The following is a 19,282-nucleotide window of genomic DNA, read 5'->3' as shown; positions in this document are numbered from 1 at the left end:
CGCGCGCGCTCACCCTTGCGGGCGGCGAGCCGTGTGCCGGATGCCGAGGAGCACGACGTCCCCATCCGCGACCGTGTAGGTGATCGCATGGGGATAGGGCAGGGCAATGATCCGCCGGACCTGCGGACGGGCAGTGACACGTCCCGCGAAGGGATGATCGACGAGAACGTTCATGACCGAGCGCAGCCGGTCACGAACGTTCTCGGCACCCTGCGGGTGATGCTTCGCGATGTGCTGGAGAACCGCTTCGAGTTGGCGCGATGCCGGCCGGGTGAGACGCAGCCTCACGCGCCATACTTCGCCCAGATCGCGTCCACCTCTTCGTCGCTGGCGAAATCGCCCCGCGCCATGGCCGCTTCCGACTCGGTGAGTTCAGCCTCTTCCTCCGGCGTGAACTGGTAGACCGCCGGATCGGAGCCCACGAGGGCGAGCACCATGCGCGCGATCTCGTCCTGCGCGTGGGCGGGAAGGGTCCGGGCGGTCGAGACCGCCTTGTCGAGCAGGTCCGTCATTCGCGCATTATGAAGCGGGTGGAGCCTCGCCGTCGAGGGCGGTCTCCTACGCCCCCGCCTGCTCCAGCGCCTGCGCGATATCCGCGATCAGATCCTCGACGTTCTCCAGCCCGATCGAGAGCCGCACCGTCTCCGGCCCGACGAAGGCGATAGCTTTCTCGTTGTCGGGCAATTGCCGGTGGGTCGTGGTCGCCGGGTGAATCGCCAGCGTCTTGATCTCACCGATATTGACGAGGTGCGAGACCAGTTCCAGCGAGGTGATGAACTTCAGCGCCGCCTTCTCCCCACCCTTGAGAGCGAAGGTGAAGATCGCGCCGGGTCCCTTCGGCGTGTAGCGCGCCGCGTTGGCCTCGCCGGTCTGGCCCGGCAGGCCGGGATAGCTGACCCATTCCACCGCCGGGTGGTCCTTGAGGTAGGCGGCGACGGTCTTCGCGTTGGAACAATGGCGCTCCATGCGCAGCGGCAGGGTCTCGATGCCGGTGATCGTCAGGAAGGCGTTCATCGGCGATAGGCCGGGGCCGAGGTCGCGCAGACCGAACAGGCGGCAGGCGACGGCGAACGGCGTCTCCGGGAAGCGCTGCGGGATCACGAGCCCGTCGTAATCCGGCCAGGGGTCGTTGATCAGGTCGTAGCCGCCGGCCTTCACCCAGTCGAAGGTACCGCCGTCGCAGATCACGCCGCCGATCACTTGGCCAGAGCCTGCCAGGAACTTCGAGGTCGAGTGCACGACGATGTCGGCCCCGTGCTCGATGGGCCGGATCAGGGCCGGGGAGGCGAGGGTGTTGTCCACGATCAGCGGCAGGCCGTGGCGCTTGGCCACTGCCGCGATGCCCTCGATGTCCATCACGAAGCCGCAGGGGTTCACGATGGATTCGCAGACGATGGCCTTGCAGCCCGGCGTGATCGCCGCCTCGAAATCCGCCGGCTCCATGCCGCGGGCGAAGCGGGGCTTCAGGTCGTAGCGGCCGTCGAGGCGGCGCATCAGCCCAAGCGACCCGCCGAACAGGCGTGGCGACACGACGTAGGAATCGCCGCTGCGCATCAGCGTCATCAGCACGAGCAGCACCGCCGACTGGCCGGAGGCGACGGCGATGGCCGCCTTGGCGCCTTCCAGCGCCGCGACGCGCCGCTCCAGGGCCGCCACGGTCGGGTTTGAGCCGCGCGAGTAGGAGAAGCCGGTCTTGCGCACGGCGAAGATGTCGGCCGCCTGCTCGGTCGAATCGAACACGAAGCCGTTCGTGAAGTAGATCGGCTGCGCCCGCGCGCCCGTGGCCGGGTCGGGGGCGGCGCCCGCATGGATCGCCTGGGTCGCGAACCGGTGCTGTCGGGTCTCGTCGGTCATGGGACTCGTCGGGTCAGGCGGCTCGTCACCGCGCGGATCGGCCACGGCCGAAAGGTCCGTCCCTTATGACTCAGGCCGCGCGGCGGATGAAGGCGCGCAGGGTTCGGACCAGGGTTGTCGGCTCGTAGGGCTTCGGGATGAAGCGCGCCCCGTCGGGCATGTCGTGGGGGCCGGGCGTACCCATCCCGGACACGACCAGCACCGGGATACCGGGCCAGCGATGCGCCACGAGGCGGGCGAGGGCGAAACCGTCCATGGAGCCCTGCGGCATATCCACGTCGGTCATCAGTACCTCGACGTCGTTCCGGTTCTCCAGGACGGCGAGGGCCTTGTCCGCGTGCGACGCCTCCAGAACCGTGAAGCCGGCATCCGCAAGGGTGTCGGACGCCTCCATCAGGAGGAGGCCGTCGTCTTCGACCAGCAGGACGACCGGTTGCTCGGAGGAGTGATCCGTCATCAGGCGTGGATACGTTCCGCGACAGGGTTGGAAGGGGCGCCCTATTCGGAGCGCCCCGCCGCGTCAAGGTGAGGGGCAGTAAGCCGACTACCGGCATCCACCCGCATATTGCCTCAGGCGGCCTCTTCCCGCTTGCCCAGACGCTTGTCGAGATAGGTGTCGACCGTCTGCGTCAGCTCATCGACCTTGCCGTCGAAGAAGTGGTTCGCCCCGTCCACGATCTGGTGCTCGATGATGACGCCCTTCTGCGTCTTCACCTTCTCGATCACCGGCATCACCTCGCGGGCCGGCGCGACTCGGTCCTCGGAGCCGTGGACGAACAGGCCGGAGGAGGGGCAGGGCGCCAGGAAGGTGAAATCGTAGCGGTTGGCCATGGCCGCGATGGAGATGAAGCCCTCGATCTCCGGGCGGCGCATCAGTAGCTGCATGCCGATCCACGAGCCGAAGGACACGCCCGCGATCCAGCAGGCCTTCGCCTCCGGGTTCACCGCCTGCACCCAATCGAGCGCCGCCGCCGCGTCGGACAATTCGCCCGAGCCGTGATCGAAGGCGCCCTGGCTGCGGCCGACCCCGCGAAAATTGAAGCGCAGGGCTGCGAAGCCGCGATTGGCGAACGTGTAGAAAAGATTGTACACGATTTGATTGTTCATCGTGCCGCCGAACTGCGGGTGCGGGTGCAGCACGATGGCGATGGGAGCGCCGCGCTTCTTGGGGGCCTGATAACGGCCCTCCAGGCGCCCGGCGGGACCGGTGAAGATGACCTCTGGCATGTTCGTCCTCTCGCTCCGTCGCCCTCGGCCGCCCGTTCCCGCACCGCAGCGGACCACCTTGACTCGATGGACCCACGTCATAAAAGCACTCTTAGAACAATTCTAGGTCGTTAGAAGCGTTCTAAAGTACGGCGTAAGTCCACCGCAGGGTGGTGTGCCGGGACGAACTCGGCCGGAGGGACCGGTATTTCTCTTGGCGCGCCTTAACACGGCGAGCCACCCTGCGTGCAAGCACTTCGCGCGATTGGAGACGAAGCATTACGGCGATGGACAAGACCCGCGCCTATCTCGACCACAATGCGACCGCCCCGGTTCGTCCGGACGTGGCGGCGGCGGTGGCGCGCGCCCTGACCCTGCCGGGCAACCCCTCCTCGATCCATGCCGAGGGCCGGGCGGCACGGGCGGCGCTCGAAGGCGCGCGGGCGCAGGTGGCGGGTCTCGTCGGCGCGAAGCCGGGGCAGGTCGTGTTCACCAGCGGCGGGACGGAAGCCGCGAACGCAATCCTCTCGGGGGCCCTGCGCCGCCGGGGCTGGCCGGCGCCGACCCGCCTTCTCTACAGCGCGAGCGAGCACCCCTGCGTCGCCGCCGGCCACCGCTTCCCGGACGAGGCGGTGGAGCTTCTGCCGGTGGATGCGGCGGGGGTGATCGACCTTGCCGCCCTCGACGCGCGGCTGACGGCCCTCGCGGGGGAGTGCGTGCTGATCTCGGTCCATGCCGCGAACAACGAGACCGGCGTGATCCAGCCGCTCGCTGAGATCGTCGCCCGGGCCCGCGCCCATGGCCGCGCCCTCGTCCACAGTGACGCGGTGCAGGCCGTGGGCAAGATCCCGTTGGATTTCTCCGCCCTCGGTCTCGACGCCCTGACCCTCTCCGGCCACAAGTTCGCTGCCCCGAAGGGGGTCGGCGCGCTGGTGATGGCCGACGACGTGACCCTCGAGGGGGCCTTCGTCCGGGGGGGCGGCCAGGAAAAGCGCCTGCGCTGCGGTACCGAAAGCCTGCCTTCGCTCGTTGGCATGGGAGAGGCGGCGCGGATCGCGGCCGAATCGCTTTCCGCCGAGGCTGAACGGATCGCCGCTCTGCGGGATCGGGCCGAGGCGGGTGTCCGTGCCCGCGCACCGGACGCTGTTGTGTTCGGGGAGGGCGCGCCGCGCCTGCCGAACACGCTGAGCTTCGCCGTTCCGGGGCTCGATGCCCCGGCGGCGCTGATCGCCCTCGACCTCGCGGGGGTGGCCGTCTCGTCGGGCTCGGCCTGCTCGTCGGGCAAGGTCGCGCGCTCCGCGACGCTGGCGGCGATGGGCGTGCCCCCGGCCCTCGCAGGCGGGGCGCTCCGGGTGAGTCTGGGCTGGAATACCGTGGAGGAGGACGTGACCCGCTTCCTCCACGCCTTCGAACGGGTCGTGACATCCCTATATGAGAGGCAAGGGCGGGCGGCCTGAGGGCCGCGTCCCGAGCCACATCCACACGCTTCCCGGCCCTTGACGCCGGGCATGCCAGGAGACGCTGATGCCTGCCGTGCAGGAAACCATCGACCGGGTCCGCTCGATCGACCTCGACCAGTACAAGTACGGGTTCGAGACCACCATCGAGATGGAGAAGTCCGAGAAGGGCATCTCCGAAGACGTCGTGCGCTTCATCTCGGCCAAGAAGAACGAGCCGGAGTGGCTGCTGGAATGGCGCCTCGACGCCTACCGCCGCTGGCTCACGATGAAGGAGCCCGAGTGGGCCCGCGTCTCGTACGACAAGGTCGATTACAACGACATCTATTACTACGCTGCGCCCAAGCGCCCGGCGGCGATGTCGCTCGATGAGATCGACCCCGAGATCCTCAAGACCTACGAGAAGCTCGGCATTCCGCTGCGTGAGGTCGAGGTGCTGGAAGGCATCGCTCCCGAGCGTCGCGTGGCCGTGGACGCGGTGTTCGACTCCGTGTCGGTCGCCACGACCTTCAAGAAGGAGCTGGAGAAGGCCGGCGTGATCTTCATGCCGATCTCCGAGGCGGTGCGCGAGCATCCTGAGCTCGTGAAGAAGTATCTTTGCTCGGTCGTGCCGGCGACGGACAACTTCTTCGCCACGCTGAACACGGCGGTCTTCTCGGACGGGTCGTTCGTCTACATCCCGCCGGGCGTCCGCTGCCCGATGGAGCTGTCGACCTATTTCCGCATCAACGAGCGCGATACCGGCCAGTTCGAGCGCACGCTGATCATCGCCGACAAGGGCTCCTACGTCTCGTATCTCGAGGGCTGCACCGCCCCGAAGCGCGACGACAACCAGCTCCACGCGGCCGTGGTCGAGCTCGTCGCCCTGGAGGACGCCGAGATCAAGTACTCGACCGTCCAGAACTGGTACCCGGGCGACAACGACGGCAAGGGCGGCATCTACAACTTCGTGACGAAGCGCGGCGATTGCCGGGGCGACCGCTCGAAGATCTCGTGGACGCAGGTCGAGACCGGCTCGGCGATCACGTGGAAGTACCCGTCCTGCATTCTACGCGGCGACGACAGCCGGGGCGAGTTCTACTCGATCGCAGTGTCGAACGGCATGCAGCAGGTCGATTCCGGCACCAAGATGATCCATCTCGGCAAGAACACGACGAGCCGGATCATCTCGAAGGGCATCTCGGCCGGGCGTTCGCAGAACACCTACCGGGGCCTCGTCTCGGCCCACAAGAAGGCCAAGGGCGCGCGGAACTTCACGAACTGCGACTCGCTGCTGATCGGCGACCAGTGCGGGGCGCACACCGTGCCCTACATCGAGTCGAAGAACGCCTCCGCCGTGTTCGAGCACGAGGCGACGACCTCGAAGATCTCCGAGGACCAGAAGTTCTACTGCCAGCAGCGCGGCCTCTCCGAGGAGGAGGCGACCGCGCTCATCGTCAACGGCTTCGTCCGGGACGTGCTGCAGCAGCTACCGATGGAGTTCGCCGTCGAGGCCCAGAAGCTGATCTCGATCAGCCTCGAAGGCTCGGTGGGCTAAGCCGCTCACCACGCTCCTCCCTCCCCCCTCTGCGGGGGAGGGTGGCCCCGTGAGGGGGTCGGGAGAGGGGCAGCGCGACGGCTCGGAATGAGGCGCCCGTCGCGATCTATTCGGAGAGGGCGCTCCCCTCTCCCGACCCCTGCTGACGCAGGGGCCACCCTCCCCCGCAGAGGGGGGAGGGACGCTCGGAATCGAATTGGGACGACTACGACATGCTCGAAATCAAGAACCTCGTCGTGCAGATCGAGGACAACCGCATCCTCAACGGCCTCAACCTCACCGTGAAGGATGGCGAAGTCGCCGCGATCATGGGGCCGAACGGCTCCGGCAAGTCGACGCTCTCCTACGTCATCGCCGGCAAGGAGGACTATGAAGTCCTCGAAGGCGAGATCCTGCTCGACGGCCAGAACGTGCTGGAGATGGCCCCCGACGAGCGCGCCGCCGCCGGCGTGTTCCTGGCCTTCCAGTACCCGCTGGAGATCCCCGGCGTCGGCACCATGACCTTCCTGAAGGCGTGCCTGAACGCCCAGCGCAAGGCGCGCGGCGAGGCCGAGCTCTCCACGCCGGACTTCATCCGCGCCGTGAACGGCGCCGCCGACAAGCTTGAGATCAATAAGGAAATGCTCAAGCGCGCCCTCAACGTCGGCTTCTCCGGCGGTGAGAAGAAGCGCATGGAAATCCTCCAGATGGCGCTGCTTCAGCCGAAGTTCTGCGTGCTGGACGAGACCGATTCCGGCCTCGACATCGATGCCCTGCGCATCGTCTCCGAGGGCGTGAATGCCCTGCGCGCGGAAGGCCGCTCCTTCCTCGTCATCACCCACTACCAGCGGCTCCTGAACCACATCGTCCCCGACGTCGTGCACGTCATGTCCAAGGGGCAGATCGTGAAGTCGGGCGGCAAGGAGCTGGCGCTGGAACTCGAAGCCTCCGGCTACGCCGAGTACCGCACCGGGGAGGCCGCGTAATGGCCGAGGTCAAGAACCTCCGCACGGGCGCCGAAACCGGCCTGTCGGCGCTGTTCGAGTCCGGGCGCAAGAGCTTCGCCGCCGAGGAGGCCATCGGCCGCGAGGAGGCGTTCAAGTTCTTCGAGGCCACCGGCCTGCCGAGCCGCCGGGTCGAGGCGTTCAAGTACACCGACCTGCGCGCCGCGATCACCGACGCCGCCCCGCCCGCCGAGGCCCCCTCGGCGGAGGCCGCCCGCAATGCGGTCGCCGCCGCGAAGGGTTTCGCCACGATCGAGGCGGCCCGGCTGACCTTCGTCAACGGCCACCTGATCCGCGCCCTGTCCGACCTCTCCGGCCTGCCGGAGGGCGTGAGCGTGACGCCGATCAACGACGCCATGGGCAAGGGCGATTCGCGCCTGAAGCGCCTCGCCCCGGTCGAGCAGGCCCGCGAGAACGCGATCTATCAGCTCAACACCGCCTTCCTCGCGGACGGCGTGCTGATCGGCGTCACGGCGGGCGCCAAGCCCGACCTGCCGCTGCACCTGCGCTTCGTGAACACCGGTTCGGAGCCATTCTCCACCGCGACCCGTGTCCTGGTCGATCTGGCCGACGGCGCCGAACTCTCGGTCTTGGAGAGCCACGAAGGGCCGGACGGCCTGACCTACCAGCCGAACGATGCCCTCGACGTGCATATCGGCAAGGGTTCGGTCTTCCGGCACAGCCGCATGAACACGGAAGGCTCGGCCGCCGTCGCCCTCTCGACGATCAGCGTGAAGCTGGACGACGAGGCGGAACTGGAGACCGTGGCGGTGGTCACGGGCGCCGTGCTGTCGCGCCACCAGATCTTCCTGAACATCGCGGGCGAGAACACCAAGGTCGTCGTCAACGGCGCGGCCATGCTGCGCGACGGTCAGCTCGCCGATTCGACCCTGCTCGCCGACCATGCGGCGGTGGGCGGCGTCGGCCGCGAGCAGTTCAAGACGGTGATCGACGGCAATGCCACCGGGGTGTTCCAGGGCAAGATCATCGTCCGCCAGGCGGCCCAGCAGACCGACGGCAAGATGAAGTCCGACTGCCTCCTCCTCACCGACGAGGGGCAGATGATGAACAAGCCGGAGCTGGAAATCTTCGCCGACGACGTCGCCTGCGGCCACGGGGCCACCTGCGGCGCGCCGGACGAAGATCTCCTGTTCTACCTGATGGCCCGCGGCCTGCCGCGCCCCCTCGCCCAGAGCCTGCTCGTCCAGGCCTTCCTCGGCGAGGCGATCGAGACGGTCACGCACGAGGGCGCCCGCGAGGCGCTGATCGGCGAGATCGAGGCGTGGCTCCACGCGCGCGGTTGATCCGCGACGACCCTCCCCCTTCCGAAGGGGGAGGGACACCAGCGAGCGAGAAGCGATGAACGCACCCGTCCTCACCTCGACCTACGACGTCTCGGAGATCCGCAAGGAGTTCCCGATCCTGGCGGAGACGGTCTACGGCAAACCGCTCGTCTATCTCGACAACGCCGCCTCCGCGCAGAAGCCCCGCGCCGTCATCGACGCGATGGTGAACTGCATGCAGACCGGCTACGCCAACGTGCATCGCGGCCTTCATTACATGGCCAACGCCGCGACCGAAGGGTTCGAGGGCGCCCGCGAGACCACGCGGCAATTCCTCAACGCGGCCTCCATCGACGAGATCATCTTCACCCGCAACGCCACCGAGGCGTACAACCTCGTCGCCTCGTCCATGGGCTGGGCCGGGCTGATCGGGGAGGGGGACGAGATCATCCTCTCGATCATGGAGCACCATTCCAACATCGTGCCGTGGCACTTCCTGCGCGAGCGGCGCGGGGCGGTGATCAAGTGGGCGCCGGTGGACGACGAGGGCAACTTTCTCGTCGAAGAATACGAGAAGTTGTTCACGCCGCGCACCAAGATGGTGGCGATCACCCACATGTCGAACGTGCTCGGCACGGTGACGCCGGCCAAGGAGATCGTGCGGATCGCCCACGCCCACGGCGTGCCGGTGCTCCTCGACGGCGCGCAGAGCGCCGTCCACCAGCCGGTGGACGTGCGGGCGCTCGATTGCGACTTCTTCGTCTTCACCGGCCACAAGGTCTACGGGCCGACCGGCATCGGCGTGCTCTACGGCAAGAAGGAATGGCTGGAGCGTCTGCCCCCCTACCAGGGCGGCGGCGAGATGATCCGCGCGGTGAGCCAGGATGCGGTCACCTACAACGATCCGCCCCATCGCTTCGAGGCGGGCACGCCGGCGATCATCGAGGCGGTCGGCCTCGGCGCGGCGCTGGAATTCATGATGACCCTCGGGCGCGAGAACATCGCCGCGCACGAGACGATGCTGACCGAGTACGCCCACCAGCGCCTCGGCGCGATGAATTCGCTGCGGATCATCGGCACGGCGAAGGGCAAGGGCGGCGTCATCAGCTTCGAGATGAAGGGGGCGCACGCCCACGACATCGCCACCGTGATCGACCGGCAGGGCGTCGCCGTGCGGGCGGGAACGCATTGCGCCATGCCGCTGCTGACGCGGTTCGGCGCCACCTCGACCTGCCGCGCCTCGTTCGGGCTTTACAACACGACCGATGAGATCGATGCGCTTGCCGAGGCGCTGGCGAAGGCCGAAATGCTGTTCGCCTGATTGTGTGAGACCGGCCGCGCCTTGAACGCGGCGAGGGAAGGGTTGAGATCGATGAGCACCGACGCCACCATCACGGGCGGCAGCAACACGCCCGCCGTCGAAGGCGCCTCGGCGATCCGGCCGGAAGAGATGGACCGGCTGACCGACGCGATCGTCGTCGCCCTCAAGTCCGTCTACGATCCGGAGATCCCGGCCGACATCTACGAACTCGGCCTGATCTACCGGGTGGACATCGACGACGACCGCAAGGTCGCCATCGACATGACGCTCACCGCGCCGGGCTGCCCCGTGGCGGGCGAGATGCCGGGCTGGGTGGAGAACGCCGTGTCGGCCGTGCCGGGCGTCCAATCCTGCACCGTGACGATGGTGTTCGATCCGCCGTGGGACCAGAGCCGCATGTCGGACGAGGCCCGCGTCGCCCTCGACATGTGGTAAGCCGCTCCTGCCGTTAAGCTTCCGCTAACCATGACCGAGGACAGTCCCGGCTTGGCTGGTGTCGGCGCGCGGATCGGTGAGATGGCTTTCGGATACGTTCTCGCGCTGACCCTCGTCGCGGCGGGGCTCGTCGGTCTCGTGATCGGCCTCGTCCGCCTGCGGGCGGAGAGCCGTGCACGGGCGGCGGAACTGCGCGGGCTGCTCCTCACCGGCAACGCCGTGGCCGCCTCGGCGAACCGCAACGCCGCCTCGGGCCGCATCCCCCGGCAGATCTTCGTGGACTGCGCCCCGCGCACCCTGGCGCAGGACGGGCGCGAGGCCCGCGCGGCCCTCGAACGGGCCCTCGATTCCCTCCGCCGGGTCGAGCGTCAGGCGGCCTGATCCGTTCAACGCAGGATGATGTCGAGGCCGCTGCCGCAGAGCACGACCGCGCTGAGGGTGAAGAGGAACTTCAGGTCTTCGAGGCGGGCGCTCATCGGTCTCTCCGGTTCGTCGATGGCCTGACGATGCCCGCATTAAGGGTTTGTTCGCGAGTCCTTTCACGCTCCGTTAGCCATTCATTGACGGTTTCCAATCGTAAACCTTGATGAACGGTAAACCTTACTGGTTCGGGCGACTTCTCTGTTAACCATCCAGCTTGCGGTGCCCTTGCGCACCTTGAGGACAACTGGATTGCGGCCAAACTGTTGGCTGACGCGTTAGCTTTGCGTGCGACTACGCAGACGCGCGACATCCCCACCAAGCGTGGCTAAAAGAGCCTCTGGCACCGGGGAGACGCGACTTTTGCTGATCCGCACGAAAGCCGATCAATATATGTAAGTTTCCATCCCATGAGACCGGACAACCAATATCTGCGAATAGTTTCAGGACTTGCCCCCTGCTGGCAGGTTGCAAATATCGGCGTCTTATTGAATGCTGTCGTGGCGCTGCGCCATGGGCCTTCGGCCCGGAGTCGCGAGGGTTTCGGACGAACCGGTCAAGTGGGCGGACGACACCATGACTGACGCGGGCGGCTTCCTTCCGACACAGGACACGAAGTCCACGACCGATCGGGCCCGGCTCCTGCGCCAGATCGCGACCGCTCTGGACATCCCGGTCAGCACCTTCACCCGCGCTCCCTCGGCCGAGCCCGGCCAGGAGCCGTCGAGCAGCGAATGCGCCGCCATGATCGCCGCCTTCACCCGCATCCGCGATCCGAAGATGCGTGACTTTTGCCTGCGGATGCTCGAATCCTTCGCGAAGCGCGGAGGGGCCTGAGCCGCCCGGTGTGCCCGCGCACGCGGGACAGGCTGAGGCCGAACGTGGGCGTGCTATAGCCCGCCACCCCGTTGCAGCCCCCGCGCGATGCCCATCATCTCCATTTCGGACCTGTCGAAGACCTATGCGTCCGGGTTCAGCGCCCTGAAGGGCGTGAACCTCGCCATCGAGCGTGGTGAAATCTTCGCCCTGCTCGGGCCGAACGGCGCCGGTAAATCGACCCTCATCAACATCGTCTGCGGCATCGTCACGCCGAGCACCGGCACCGTGACCGTCGATGGCCACGACATCGCCCGCGATTACCGGGCGGCCCGGCGTTCGATCGGCCTCGTGCCGCAGGAACTCACCACCGACGCCTTCGAGACCGTGTGGAACACGGTCAGCTTCTCGCGCGGGCTGTTCGGCATGAAGCCGGACCCGGCCCATATCGAGCGGGTGCTGAAGGCGCTCTCCCTGTGGGACAAGCGCACCAACCGGCTCATGACCCTGTCGGGCGGCATGAAGCGGCGCGTGCTGATCGCCAAGGCGCTCTCGCACCAGCCGCGCGTGCTGTTCCTCGACGAGCCGACGGCCGGCGTCGACGTGGAACTGCGCCAGGACATGTGGCGCCTCGTGCGCGACCTGCGCGACGAGGGCGTCACGGTCATCCTCACCACCCACTACATCGAGGAGGCCGAGGAGATGGCCGACCGGATCGGCGTGATCCGGGGCGGGCAGATCATCCTCGTGGAGGAAAAGGCGGCGCTGATGCACCAGCTCGGGCGCAAGCGCCTGATCCTGCAATTGCAGACGCCCCTCGACGCGGTGCCGGACAGCCTCGCGCATTTCGGCCTGGCCCTGACGGGGGAGGGGCGCGAACTGATCTACACCTACGACACCAAGGCCGAACGGACCGGCATCACCGGACTGCTCACCGCTCTGTCCGAGGCGGAGATCCGGTTCAGCGACCTGCGCACGGAGCAATCCTCCCTGGAGGACATCTTCGTTGGATTGGTGCGCGGGGAGGCGGCGTGATGGGCGGCATGAACTGGCCAGCGGTCCTGGCGATCTACCGCTTCGAGATGAGCCGCTTCTGGCGCACCGCCGGGCAGAGCATCCTGGCGCCGGTCATCTCGACCACCCTCTATTTCGTGGTGTTCGGCGCGGCCATCGGCTCGCGGGTCACGGCCGTGGACGGCGTGCCCTACGGGCTGTTCATCGTGCCGGGGCTGATCATGCTCTCGCTGCTGACGCAGAGCATCGCCAACGCCTCGTTCGGCATCTACTTCCCGCGCTTCGCCGGCACGATCTACGAGATCCTCTCGGCGCCGATCTCCCCGGTGGAGGTGGTGCTCGGCTATGTCGGGGCGGCGGCCTCGAAGTCGATCCTGATCGGGCTGATCATCCTGGCGACCGCGTCGCTCTTCGTACCGCTCCGGATCGACCATCCGTTCTGGATGATCGGCTTCCTGCTGCTCACGGCCACGACGTTCAGCCTGTTCGGCTTCGTCATCGGCCTTTGGGCGGATGGGTTCGAGAAGCTGCAACTGGTGCCGCTCCTCGTGGTGACGCCGCTGACCTTCCTCGGCGGCAGCTTCTACTCGGTGAGCATGCTGCCGCCTTTCTGGCACGCGGTGAGCCTCGCGAACCCGGTCGTCTATCTGATCAGCGCCTTCCGCTGGGCGTTCTTCGGCACCGCCGACGTCAGCATCGCGGTGAGCCTCGCCATGACCGGGCTCTTCCTCGTGATCTGCCTCGGCCTCGTGACCTACATCTTCCGCACGGGCTACCGGCTGAAGAGCTAGGGCTGGGCCGCGAGGAACGCGAGCACGCCGTCGCGGTGGGCTTTGGCGCCCACGGCGGTGGAGTGATCCTTGCCCTCCAGATCCAGGGCGCGCGCATCGGGCATCAGGGCCGCGAGCCCCGGACCCGAGCCCGCCACCGTGTCCAGCGTGCCGACCGAGACCAGCACCGGCACCTCGATCTGCGCGAGTTCGCTCCGGCTGAGGGTCTGGCGCGAGCCGCGCATGCAGGCCGCGAGCGCCCGCAGGTCGCTGCGGGTCTGCTCGGCGAAGGTGCGGAACGCCGCCGCCGTGGGGTTCGGGGCGGGCGTGCCGGCGGGCGCCTCCAGCGCCTCCGCGATGCCGGAGGGCAGGCCGCGCCCCTCCACGAGATGCATCCCGAGGCCGCCGATCAGCGCCGTGCGCACGCGCGACGTATGGTCCAGGGCGATGTGGGCGGTGATCCGCGCGCCCATCGAGTAGCCCATGATGTGAGCGCGATCGATGCCGAGATGGTCGAGGAGCCGCACGGCGTCGGACGCCATCGCCTCGGAGGAATACGCCTCGGGATCGTACAGCTTCTCGCTCTCGCCGTGGCCGCGATTGTCGAGGGCGACGGTGCGGTAGCCGGCCTGGGCGAGGGCCCGCACCCATTGGGTGTTGACCCAGTTCACCGCGTGGTTCGACGCGAAGCCGTGGATCAGCAGGATCGCGTCGTCGCTGCCTGAGGCTGGCGGCACGTCGATATAGGCGATCCGCACGCCATCGGAATCGAAACTGTCCATCCCCGAACCCATTCCGCCACAACGGGTCCGGCTTACCGGCAGCGCCGCGCCACGACAACGCGCGCTTGCGACAGAGCGCCCCGGCTGGCATCACCGCCGCGCCATGAGCGATTCACGACCCTACGGGACCTACGCGCCGACCGGCCTCGTCGCCGCGATCACCCGGCGCACCAGCAGCATCGGCGCGGAGAACTGGTACGGGCGACGCCTCGCCCTGCTGCTCCGCCGTCTCGGCATCTCGCTGCTCGGGGGCAAGCCCCTCGACGTGACGCGCTACGGCGCGAAGATGCGGCTGCACCCGTACAACAACAATTGCGAGAAGAAGGTGCTCTTCACGCCGCAATTCTTCGATCCGCAGGAGCGTGCCCTGCTGAAGGCGCGGCTGCCACGGGATTGCGTGTTCCTCGACATCGGCGCGAATATCGGAGCCTACGCCCTCTACGTCGCCGCCTTCGCCGGGCCGCAGGCGCGGATCGTGGCGGTGGAGCCGCAGAAGGACGTGTTCGCGCGGCTGAGCTACAACATCGCGCAGAACCCGTTCCACACGGTGAAGGCTGTAGCCTGCGCCGTCGCCGACAAGACCGGCGAGCTGACCCTGTTCATCGACCCCCGCAACCGGGGCGAATCGAGCCTGCGGATCGTCGGCACCAACGAGGGCGCGCAAGTCACCGTGCCGGCGGTGACGCTCCTCGACCTGCTTCACAGCGAGGGCCTGACCCGGGTCGATGCGATCAAGCTCGACGTGGAGGGCGCCGAGGACCTGATCCTCGAACCCTTCCTGCGCGAGGCGCCCGAGAGCCTGCTGCCGCGCCTCCTCCTCATCGAGAACGGCACCGGCCAATGGCAGATCGACCTGCCGAAGCTCCTCAAGGAGCACGGCTACCGCGAATTGCCGCCCTCGCGGCTGAACCTGATGTTCGAACGGGGCTGAGGTCCCTCAGGCGCGTGCCCGGCGTCATTGCGAGCGCAGCGAAGCAATCCAGGGAAACGCCTCGTTCTGCGGTGTCCCGCCGCCCTGGATTGCTTCGCTCTGCTCGCAATGACGAAGAGAGCGGGATTCAGGCCGGCGTGACGATGGGGATCTCCGCCACGATCGCCACGCCCTCCGGCCCGATAGCGCAGCGATAGGCCCGCGTCTCGACGCCCGCCGCCCGTGCCTCGCGAAACGCGCGGTCGAAGGCCGGATCGATGTCGCGGGCGACGTCGAAGGCCTCGGCCCGCATCTGCACCACGATCACCACCAAAGCCCGCCCGCCGGCCTCGACCACCTCCACGAGGTCGCGCATGTGCCGGGCGCTGCGGGCGGCCTTGCAATCGGGGAACTCGGCGAGCCCGGCCCGCCGCATGAGGTGGCAGTTCTTCACCTCGACATGGCACGGCCCCGCCGGGCCGCCCGCCAGGAAATCGACCCGGCTCGCCTTGGCGTAGCGCACCTCCGGCCGCAGGGTTTCGTAGCCCGCGAGCGGGGCGAGGAGACCGCCGCGAAAGGCCTCCGCCACCAGGGCGTTCGGGCGCATCGTGTTGATGCCGACCCATTGCGGCCCGCCCGGCAGGTCGGCCTCCACCGCCTCCCAGGTCAGCGGCAGCTTGCGCGTCGGGTTGGACGAGCGCGACAGGAGCACCCGGCTGCCCGCCGCGTCGAGCCCCATCATCGCGCCGGGGTTCGGGCAATGGACGGTCTCGATGCCCGCCGGGGTCTCGATATCGGCCAGGAAGCGCTTGTAGCGTCGCAGGAGCCGCCCCTCCGTGAGGGGCGAGGGCCAAAGCATGGGGATCGCTCGGTCTGGACTGTGGCGTCGGGATCGCAGCGCGCTATCTGCACGATCATACAGAATCACGACAGGTCCGATGAACGCCACCCCCGCCACGGTCACAGCCGCGATCCTCGTCATCGGCGACGAAATCCTCTCGGGGCGCACCAAGGACAAGAACATCGGCACCATCGCCGATTACCTCACCGCCGCCGGGATCGACCTGCGCGAGGTCCGCATCGTCCCCGACGAGGAGGATCGGATCGTCGAGGCGGTGAACGCCCTGCGCGAGCGCTACACCTACCTGTTCACCACCGGCGGCATCGGCCCGACCCATGACGACATCACCGCCGATTGCGTCGCCAAGGCCTTCGGCGTCGGCATCGACGTGGACGAGCGCGCCCGCGCGATGCTGCTGCAACGGCACAAGCCGGAGGACCTGAACGAGGCCCGCCTGCGCATGGCCCGCATCCCCTTCGGCGCGGACCTCATTGCCAACCCGATCTCGAAGGCGCCGGGCTTCCGCATCGGCAACGTAATGGTGATGGCCGGCGTACCCGCGATCATGCAGGCGATGCTCGACGCCGTGGGCCCGACCCTGACCGGCGGCACCGCCATGCGCTCCGTCACCATCGAGGCGAAGGGCATCCCGGAGGGCAATTACGCGGGCGACCTCGGCGAGATCGCCAAGCGCCATGCGGCCGTTTCCATCGGATCCTATCCAATGATGACGCCGGAGGGGTTCCGCAACCGTATCGTCGTGCGCAGCCGCGATGACGCCGCCCTCGCGGCAGCCCAGGCCGAGGTCGAGGCACTGGTGGCCCGGCTCTCGGCCTGAGGCCCTTCCCATCGTTGGCGTAGCGGAGCGGTGCGGATGACCGAGGACGACAAGTCCGACAGGAAGACGAGACGCCATGAGCTTCTCAAGACCGTAGACGAGATCGCCCGGCCGGACGCCTACGTCCTGCACGAGGCGATCCGCCTGGGCGGCGACGAGGAGTTGCGCCGGCACGGAGGCGCCCTGTTCCTCTCGGCCTTCGCCGCCGGCCTGAGCATCGCGCTCTCGCTGATCGTGCCCGGCGTGCTCAAATCGCACCTTCCGGAGGCCGATTGGAGCAAGGTCATCACCTCGATGGGCTATTCCGTCGGGTTCCTCGTCGTGGTGCTCGGCCGGCAGCAGCTCTTCACCGAGAACACGATCACCCCGGTCCTGCCCCTCCTGCACGACCGCTCGATCAAGACGACGTGGCGGGTGCTGCGCCTGTGGACCATCGTCCTCCTCGGCAACCTCCTCGGCACGCTGGCCATCGCGACCCTGATCGCCCATGCGGGCGCCTTCGAGCCCTCGGTGCAGAAGGCCTTCGCCGAGATCAGCCACGACGCCATCGCCCACGAATTCGCGGCGACCTTCGTGAAGGCAATCTTCGCCGGCTGGATGATCGCGCTGATGGTGTGGTTCCTGCCCGCCACCGGCAGCGCCGCGCCCTTCATCATCATGCTGATGACGTGGCTCGTCTCGCTGTGCAGCCTCGCCCACGTCGTGGCGGGCTCGGTGGAGGCCTTCTACCTCGTCGTGACGGGGGCAGCCTCGCTGAACGATTACGTCTTCCGGTTCTTCCTGCCGACGCTGGCCGGCAACCTGTTCGGCGGCGTCACCCTCGTCGCCGTGCTGAATTACGGGCAGGTCGCGCCGGAGGTCGAGGAGACCCGCGAGGTCGAGGGCGAGCGGCCGGACTGAGCGATCAGTCGAGCCGCACGGGCGGGCTCACCCTCCGGTCGAGCTCATCGGCGGCCCAGGTCGCCAGGGCGAGACCGGGGCCGAACAGGCCGAGCTGGTGCTGGCGGTAGAGAAGATCGTGCGCCAGCCGGGCGAAGAGCCCGTTCAGGCGCCCGCCGCCGAACGTGTAGCGCCCGAGCGTCCCCCAGCCGTTGAAATCGGCGAGCGAGACGATGGCGCCGCGCTCCCGGTAGTGGAACGGCGGCAATGTCGCCGCGACGCCACCCTCGGTGAGAGCCCGCCGCAACGCCGGAACGAGGTGCTGCGCCTGCTGATGCGCCGCCTGGGCCGTCGCGGGGACGGGCCGTGCGGTGGCCGGATCGGTCAGGCTGGCGCAATCGCCGAGCGCCAGGATCGCCGGATCCCGCGTGGTGCGCAGATCCGACCCCACCACGAGGCCGCCCGTGCGGGCCCGCTCCAGCCCGTCGATCCGCGACAGGACGTCGGGCGCCTTCACCCCTGCCGCCCAGACCTTGAGCGTCGCCTCGACACGGCCGCCGTCCTTCAGGGCGAAGCCGGTCTCGTCGGCCGCCGTCACCATGGTCCCGGTCATCACCTCGACGCCGAGCCCGGCGAGCGTCTTCGCCGCCGCCGCCGAGACCCTTTCCGGAAAGGCCGGCAGCAGGCGAGGTCCGCTCTCGATCAGCGACAGGCGCAGGCGGCGGGGCAGGTCGGGCGAGCCGTAGCGGGCCAGGAGGTCGATGGCGTGCTGCAGTTCGGCGGCCAGCTCGACGCCCGTGGCGCCTCCCCCGACGATGGCCACCGACAGCTCGTCCCCGCCCCGGAAGCTGCGGAGCAGATGCCGGCGCAGGGCGGCATGGAAATCCTCGGCTTCGGGGAGGTCGTCGATGGTCGAGCAATGCTCTTCCACACCCGGCGTCCCGAAATCGTTGGCGCGGCTGCCGATGGCCAGCACGAGCAGATCGTAGGGGAGGGTGAGCGGCGGCCGGGACTCGGCCTCCTCCACCACGAGGGAGATCGTCTTCGCCGCCCGGTCCACGGCGGTGAGGGTGCCGGGCTGGAAGTGGAACCCGTTTCGCTTGGCCTGCGCGAAGAAATCGACCGTCTGCCGGTCGGGCCGCGCCGTGCCGGCGGCGAAGGTGTGCAGCATCGGCTTCCAGACATGGGACAGGCCGCGATCCACGAGCGTCACGGCGGCGCGGCTCTCCCGGCCGAGGCCGGTGGCCACTTCCAGCCCCGCGACGCCGCCGCCCACCACGACGATCCTGACCCTGTCCGCCATGAAGTCCCGACCTCCGCCCCTGCGATGCCCTCGCCAACTCCCCGAGGGAATGGGCGTTCACCGGAGCGGGGAGGGGCCAAACGAAAAAAGCCGCCCGGAGGCGGCTTTCGTGTCGGCGCTGAATTGGAAGGTCTCAGGCGCGGAGGCGGGTGCGGATCTCGCCGAGGCTCGACCGGATGAGGCCCTGCGCGGAATCGCCCTGCAGGCGCTCCTTCAGGATCGTCTCGGAGACACGGACCGCCGCCTCGGCGGCCGCCGCGCGGACCTGGGCTTCGGCCTGGGCCTCGGCCTGGGCGATCTTGGTGTCAGCCGCCTTGGTGCGACGGGCGAGGAACTCGTTCAGCTTGCGCTGGCCCTCGTCGGCGGCGCGCTGCGCCTCCTCGCGGGCGCTGGCGATGATCGCCTGCGCTTCCTTCTCGGCCTCGACCTGACGGCGCTTGTAGTCGGCCAGCACGGCGGCGGCTTCCTCGCGCAGGCGCTTGGCCTCGTCGAGTTCGTGGCGGATGCGGTTGGCGCGGCCGTCCAGCCCCTTGGTCATCGTGCTGAAGGCACCGGCCTTCCACGCGATGGCCATGAAGATGAAGAACGCGACGGCGACCCAGAATTCGGCTTCGAGCAGCATGGCGGTCCTCT

Annotated in this window: 22 protein-coding genes; 13 read left to right on the top strand and 9 right to left on the bottom strand. The window is 68.2% G+C overall.

Annotated features, from left to right (window positions below; genetic code table 11):
* Positions 1–9: 9 nt before the first annotated feature.
* From AAHF99_RS22555 to AAHF99_RS22535, 5 genes are all read right to left on the bottom strand, one after another.
* Entirely contained in the window at positions 10–288 is a 279-nt protein-coding gene (locus tag AAHF99_RS22555) for a type II toxin-antitoxin system RelE/ParE family toxin (protein WP_342166670.1), read from the bottom strand.
* Positions 285–512 (bottom strand): hypothetical protein, encoded by a 228-nt coding sequence (locus tag AAHF99_RS22550; RefSeq protein ID WP_342166669.1) that lies wholly within the window; start codon positions 510–512, stop codon positions 285–287. The genes AAHF99_RS22555 and AAHF99_RS22550 overlap by 4 nt, the downstream gene beginning before the upstream one ends.
* A 46-nt stretch (positions 513–558) precedes the next feature.
* Positions 559–1,854, bottom strand: coding sequence for an O-acetylhomoserine aminocarboxypropyltransferase/cysteine synthase family protein (locus tag AAHF99_RS22545; RefSeq protein WP_342166668.1), 1,296 nt, complete (start codon positions 1,852–1,854; stop codon positions 559–561).
* 70 nt (positions 1,855–1,924) lie between these two features.
* Positions 1,925–2,311: a response regulator gene (locus tag AAHF99_RS22540; protein ID WP_342166667.1), complete on the bottom strand. Its 387-nt coding sequence runs from the start codon at positions 2,309–2,311 to the stop codon at positions 1,925–1,927.
* A 113-nt stretch (positions 2,312–2,424) separates the two neighbouring features.
* Entirely contained in the window at positions 2,425–3,081 is a 657-nt protein-coding gene (locus AAHF99_RS22535; protein ID WP_243954529.1) for an alpha/beta hydrolase, read from the bottom strand.
* A gap of 266 nt (positions 3,082–3,347) precedes the next feature.
* On the opposite strand from AAHF99_RS22535, the gene AAHF99_RS22530 reads away from it, so the two are divergent.
* From AAHF99_RS22530 to AAHF99_RS22485, 10 genes are all read left to right on the top strand, one after another.
* Entirely contained in the window at positions 3,348–4,517 is a 1,170-nt protein-coding gene (locus AAHF99_RS22530; RefSeq protein ID WP_342166664.1) for a cysteine desulfurase family protein, read from the top strand.
* Positions 4,518–4,584: 67 nt separating this feature from the next.
* Complete coding sequence (sufB, locus tag AAHF99_RS22525; RefSeq protein ID WP_342166663.1) at positions 4,585–6,054, top strand: Fe-S cluster assembly protein SufB; 1,470 nt, start codon at positions 4,585–4,587, stop codon at positions 6,052–6,054.
* A gap of 212 nt (positions 6,055–6,266) precedes the next feature.
* Positions 6,267–7,019: a Fe-S cluster assembly ATPase SufC gene (sufC, locus tag AAHF99_RS22520; RefSeq protein WP_243954523.1), complete on the top strand. Its 753-nt coding sequence runs from the start codon at positions 6,267–6,269 to the stop codon at positions 7,017–7,019.
* Entirely contained in the window at positions 7,019–8,341 is a 1,323-nt protein-coding gene (locus AAHF99_RS22515; protein ID WP_342166662.1) for a SufB/SufD family protein, read from the top strand. Before sufC ends, AAHF99_RS22515 begins: the two co-directional genes overlap by 1 nt.
* A 55-nt stretch (positions 8,342–8,396) precedes the next feature.
* On the top strand, positions 8,397–9,641 hold the full coding sequence (locus AAHF99_RS22510) for a cysteine desulfurase (protein WP_342166661.1): 1,245 nt from the start codon (positions 8,397–8,399) through the stop codon (positions 9,639–9,641).
* Between the two features lie 51 nt (positions 9,642–9,692).
* Entirely contained in the window at positions 9,693–10,076 is a 384-nt protein-coding gene (locus AAHF99_RS22505; protein WP_342166659.1) for an SUF system Fe-S cluster assembly protein, read from the top strand.
* 81 nt (positions 10,077–10,157) lie between these two features.
* Positions 10,158–10,457: a hypothetical protein gene (locus AAHF99_RS22500; RefSeq protein WP_342166658.1), complete on the top strand. Its 300-nt coding sequence runs from the start codon at positions 10,158–10,160 to the stop codon at positions 10,455–10,457.
* Positions 10,458–11,072: 615 nt separating this feature from the next.
* Entirely contained in the window at positions 11,073–11,333 is a 261-nt protein-coding gene (locus AAHF99_RS22495; RefSeq protein ID WP_342166657.1) for a hypothetical protein, read from the top strand.
* Between the two features lie 87 nt (positions 11,334–11,420).
* Positions 11,421–12,347 (top strand): ABC transporter ATP-binding protein, encoded by a 927-nt coding sequence (locus AAHF99_RS22490; protein WP_342166656.1) that lies wholly within the window; start codon positions 11,421–11,423, stop codon positions 12,345–12,347.
* An 8-nt stretch (positions 12,348–12,355) separates the two neighbouring features.
* Positions 12,356–13,117, top strand: a complete 762-nt coding sequence (locus AAHF99_RS22485; RefSeq protein ID WP_342166655.1) for an ABC transporter permease — start codon at positions 12,356–12,358, stop codon at positions 13,115–13,117.
* Here the strand turns inward: AAHF99_RS22485 and AAHF99_RS22480 are convergent.
* Positions 13,114–13,878, bottom strand: coding sequence for an alpha/beta fold hydrolase (locus tag AAHF99_RS22480; protein WP_342166654.1), 765 nt, complete (start codon positions 13,876–13,878; stop codon positions 13,114–13,116). The two genes, AAHF99_RS22485 and AAHF99_RS22480, sit on opposite strands and share 4 nt — an antisense overlap.
* 103 nt (positions 13,879–13,981) lie before the next feature.
* On the opposite strand from AAHF99_RS22480, the gene AAHF99_RS22475 reads away from it, so the two are divergent.
* Positions 13,982–14,809 (top strand): FkbM family methyltransferase, encoded by an 828-nt coding sequence (locus AAHF99_RS22475; protein ID WP_342166653.1) that lies wholly within the window; start codon positions 13,982–13,984, stop codon positions 14,807–14,809.
* A 127-nt stretch (positions 14,810–14,936) separates the two neighbouring features.
* Here AAHF99_RS22475 and sfsA read toward each other — a convergent pair whose 3' ends face one another.
* The gene (sfsA, locus tag AAHF99_RS22470; protein WP_342166651.1) at positions 14,937–15,647 is read right to left on the bottom strand and encodes a DNA/RNA nuclease SfsA; all 711 of its coding nucleotides are present in this window, start codon (positions 15,645–15,647) and stop codon (positions 14,937–14,939) included.
* Positions 15,648–15,726: 79 nt separating this feature from the next.
* Between sfsA and AAHF99_RS22465 the strand changes: the two genes are divergently transcribed.
* The gene (locus AAHF99_RS22465) at positions 15,727–16,467 is read left to right on the top strand and encodes a competence/damage-inducible protein A (RefSeq protein WP_342166650.1); all 741 of its coding nucleotides are present in this window, start codon (positions 15,727–15,729) and stop codon (positions 16,465–16,467) included.
* Between the two features lie 36 nt (positions 16,468–16,503).
* Positions 16,504–17,367 (top strand): formate/nitrite transporter family protein, encoded by an 864-nt coding sequence (locus AAHF99_RS22460; RefSeq protein ID WP_279597817.1) that lies wholly within the window; start codon positions 16,504–16,506, stop codon positions 17,365–17,367.
* Positions 17,368–17,371: 4 nt separating this feature from the next.
* Here AAHF99_RS22460 and AAHF99_RS22455 read toward each other — a convergent pair whose 3' ends face one another.
* The gene (locus AAHF99_RS22455; protein ID WP_342166649.1) at positions 17,372–18,649 is read right to left on the bottom strand and encodes an NAD(P)/FAD-dependent oxidoreductase; all 1,278 of its coding nucleotides are present in this window, start codon (positions 18,647–18,649) and stop codon (positions 17,372–17,374) included.
* A gap of 133 nt (positions 18,650–18,782) precedes the next feature.
* Positions 18,783–19,268, bottom strand: a complete 486-nt coding sequence (locus AAHF99_RS22450) for a F0F1 ATP synthase subunit B family protein (RefSeq protein ID WP_243954639.1) — start codon at positions 19,266–19,268, stop codon at positions 18,783–18,785.
* Positions 19,269–19,282 lie beyond the last annotated feature (14 nt).

The sequence above is a fragment of the Methylobacterium litchii genome (assembly GCF_038442315.1).
In the GTDB taxonomy this organism is placed as follows: Bacteria; Pseudomonadota; Alphaproteobacteria; order Rhizobiales; family Beijerinckiaceae; genus Methylobacterium; species Methylobacterium litchii.
The sequence above is the reverse complement of the archived record's forward strand: the minus strand, read 5'-3'. Positions and strand labels throughout refer to the sequence as shown.

Coding starts and splice junctions, on each gene's coding strand:
- AAHF99_RS22500 (WP_342166658.1), top strand. CDS start 10,158: ATGGCTTTCGGATACGTTCTCGCGCTGACCCTCGTCGCGGCGGGGCTC.
- AAHF99_RS22460 (WP_279597817.1), top strand. CDS start 16,504: ATGACCGAGGACGACAAGTCCGACAGGAAGACGAGACGCCATGAGCTT.
- AAHF99_RS22490 (WP_342166656.1), top strand. CDS start 11,421: ATGCCCATCATCTCCATTTCGGACCTGTCGAAGACCTATGCGTCCGGG.
- AAHF99_RS22455 (WP_342166649.1), bottom strand. CDS start 18,649: ATGGCGGACAGGGTCAGGATCGTCGTGGTGGGCGGCGGCGTCGCGGGG.
- sufC (WP_243954523.1), top strand. CDS start 6,267: ATGCTCGAAATCAAGAACCTCGTCGTGCAGATCGAGGACAACCGCATC.
- AAHF99_RS22505 (WP_342166659.1), top strand. CDS start 9,693: ATGAGCACCGACGCCACCATCACGGGCGGCAGCAACACGCCCGCCGTC.
- AAHF99_RS22530 (WP_342166664.1), top strand. CDS start 3,348: ATGGACAAGACCCGCGCCTATCTCGACCACAATGCGACCGCCCCGGTT.
- AAHF99_RS22545 (WP_342166668.1), bottom strand. CDS start 1,854: ATGACCGACGAGACCCGACAGCACCGGTTCGCGACCCAGGCGATCCAT.
- sfsA (WP_342166651.1), bottom strand. CDS start 15,647: ATGCTTTGGCCCTCGCCCCTCACGGAGGGGCGGCTCCTGCGACGCTAC.
- sufB (WP_342166663.1), top strand. CDS start 4,585: ATGCCTGCCGTGCAGGAAACCATCGACCGGGTCCGCTCGATCGACCTC.
- AAHF99_RS22535 (WP_243954529.1), bottom strand. CDS start 3,081: ATGCCAGAGGTCATCTTCACCGGTCCCGCCGGGCGCCTGGAGGGCCGT.
- AAHF99_RS22540 (WP_342166667.1), bottom strand. CDS start 2,311: ATGACGGATCACTCCTCCGAGCAACCGGTCGTCCTGCTGGTCGAAGAC.
- AAHF99_RS22480 (WP_342166654.1), bottom strand. CDS start 13,878: ATGGACAGTTTCGATTCCGATGGCGTGCGGATCGCCTATATCGACGTG.
- AAHF99_RS22495 (WP_342166657.1), top strand. CDS start 11,073: ATGACTGACGCGGGCGGCTTCCTTCCGACACAGGACACGAAGTCCACG.
- AAHF99_RS22550 (WP_342166669.1), bottom strand. CDS start 512: ATGACGGACCTGCTCGACAAGGCGGTCTCGACCGCCCGGACCCTTCCC.
- AAHF99_RS22475 (WP_342166653.1), top strand. CDS start 13,982: ATGAGCGATTCACGACCCTACGGGACCTACGCGCCGACCGGCCTCGTC.
- AAHF99_RS22515 (WP_342166662.1), top strand. CDS start 7,019: ATGGCCGAGGTCAAGAACCTCCGCACGGGCGCCGAAACCGGCCTGTCG.
- AAHF99_RS22465 (WP_342166650.1), top strand. CDS start 15,727: ATGAACGCCACCCCCGCCACGGTCACAGCCGCGATCCTCGTCATCGGC.
- AAHF99_RS22485 (WP_342166655.1), top strand. CDS start 12,356: ATGAACTGGCCAGCGGTCCTGGCGATCTACCGCTTCGAGATGAGCCGC.
- AAHF99_RS22510 (WP_342166661.1), top strand. CDS start 8,397: ATGAACGCACCCGTCCTCACCTCGACCTACGACGTCTCGGAGATCCGC.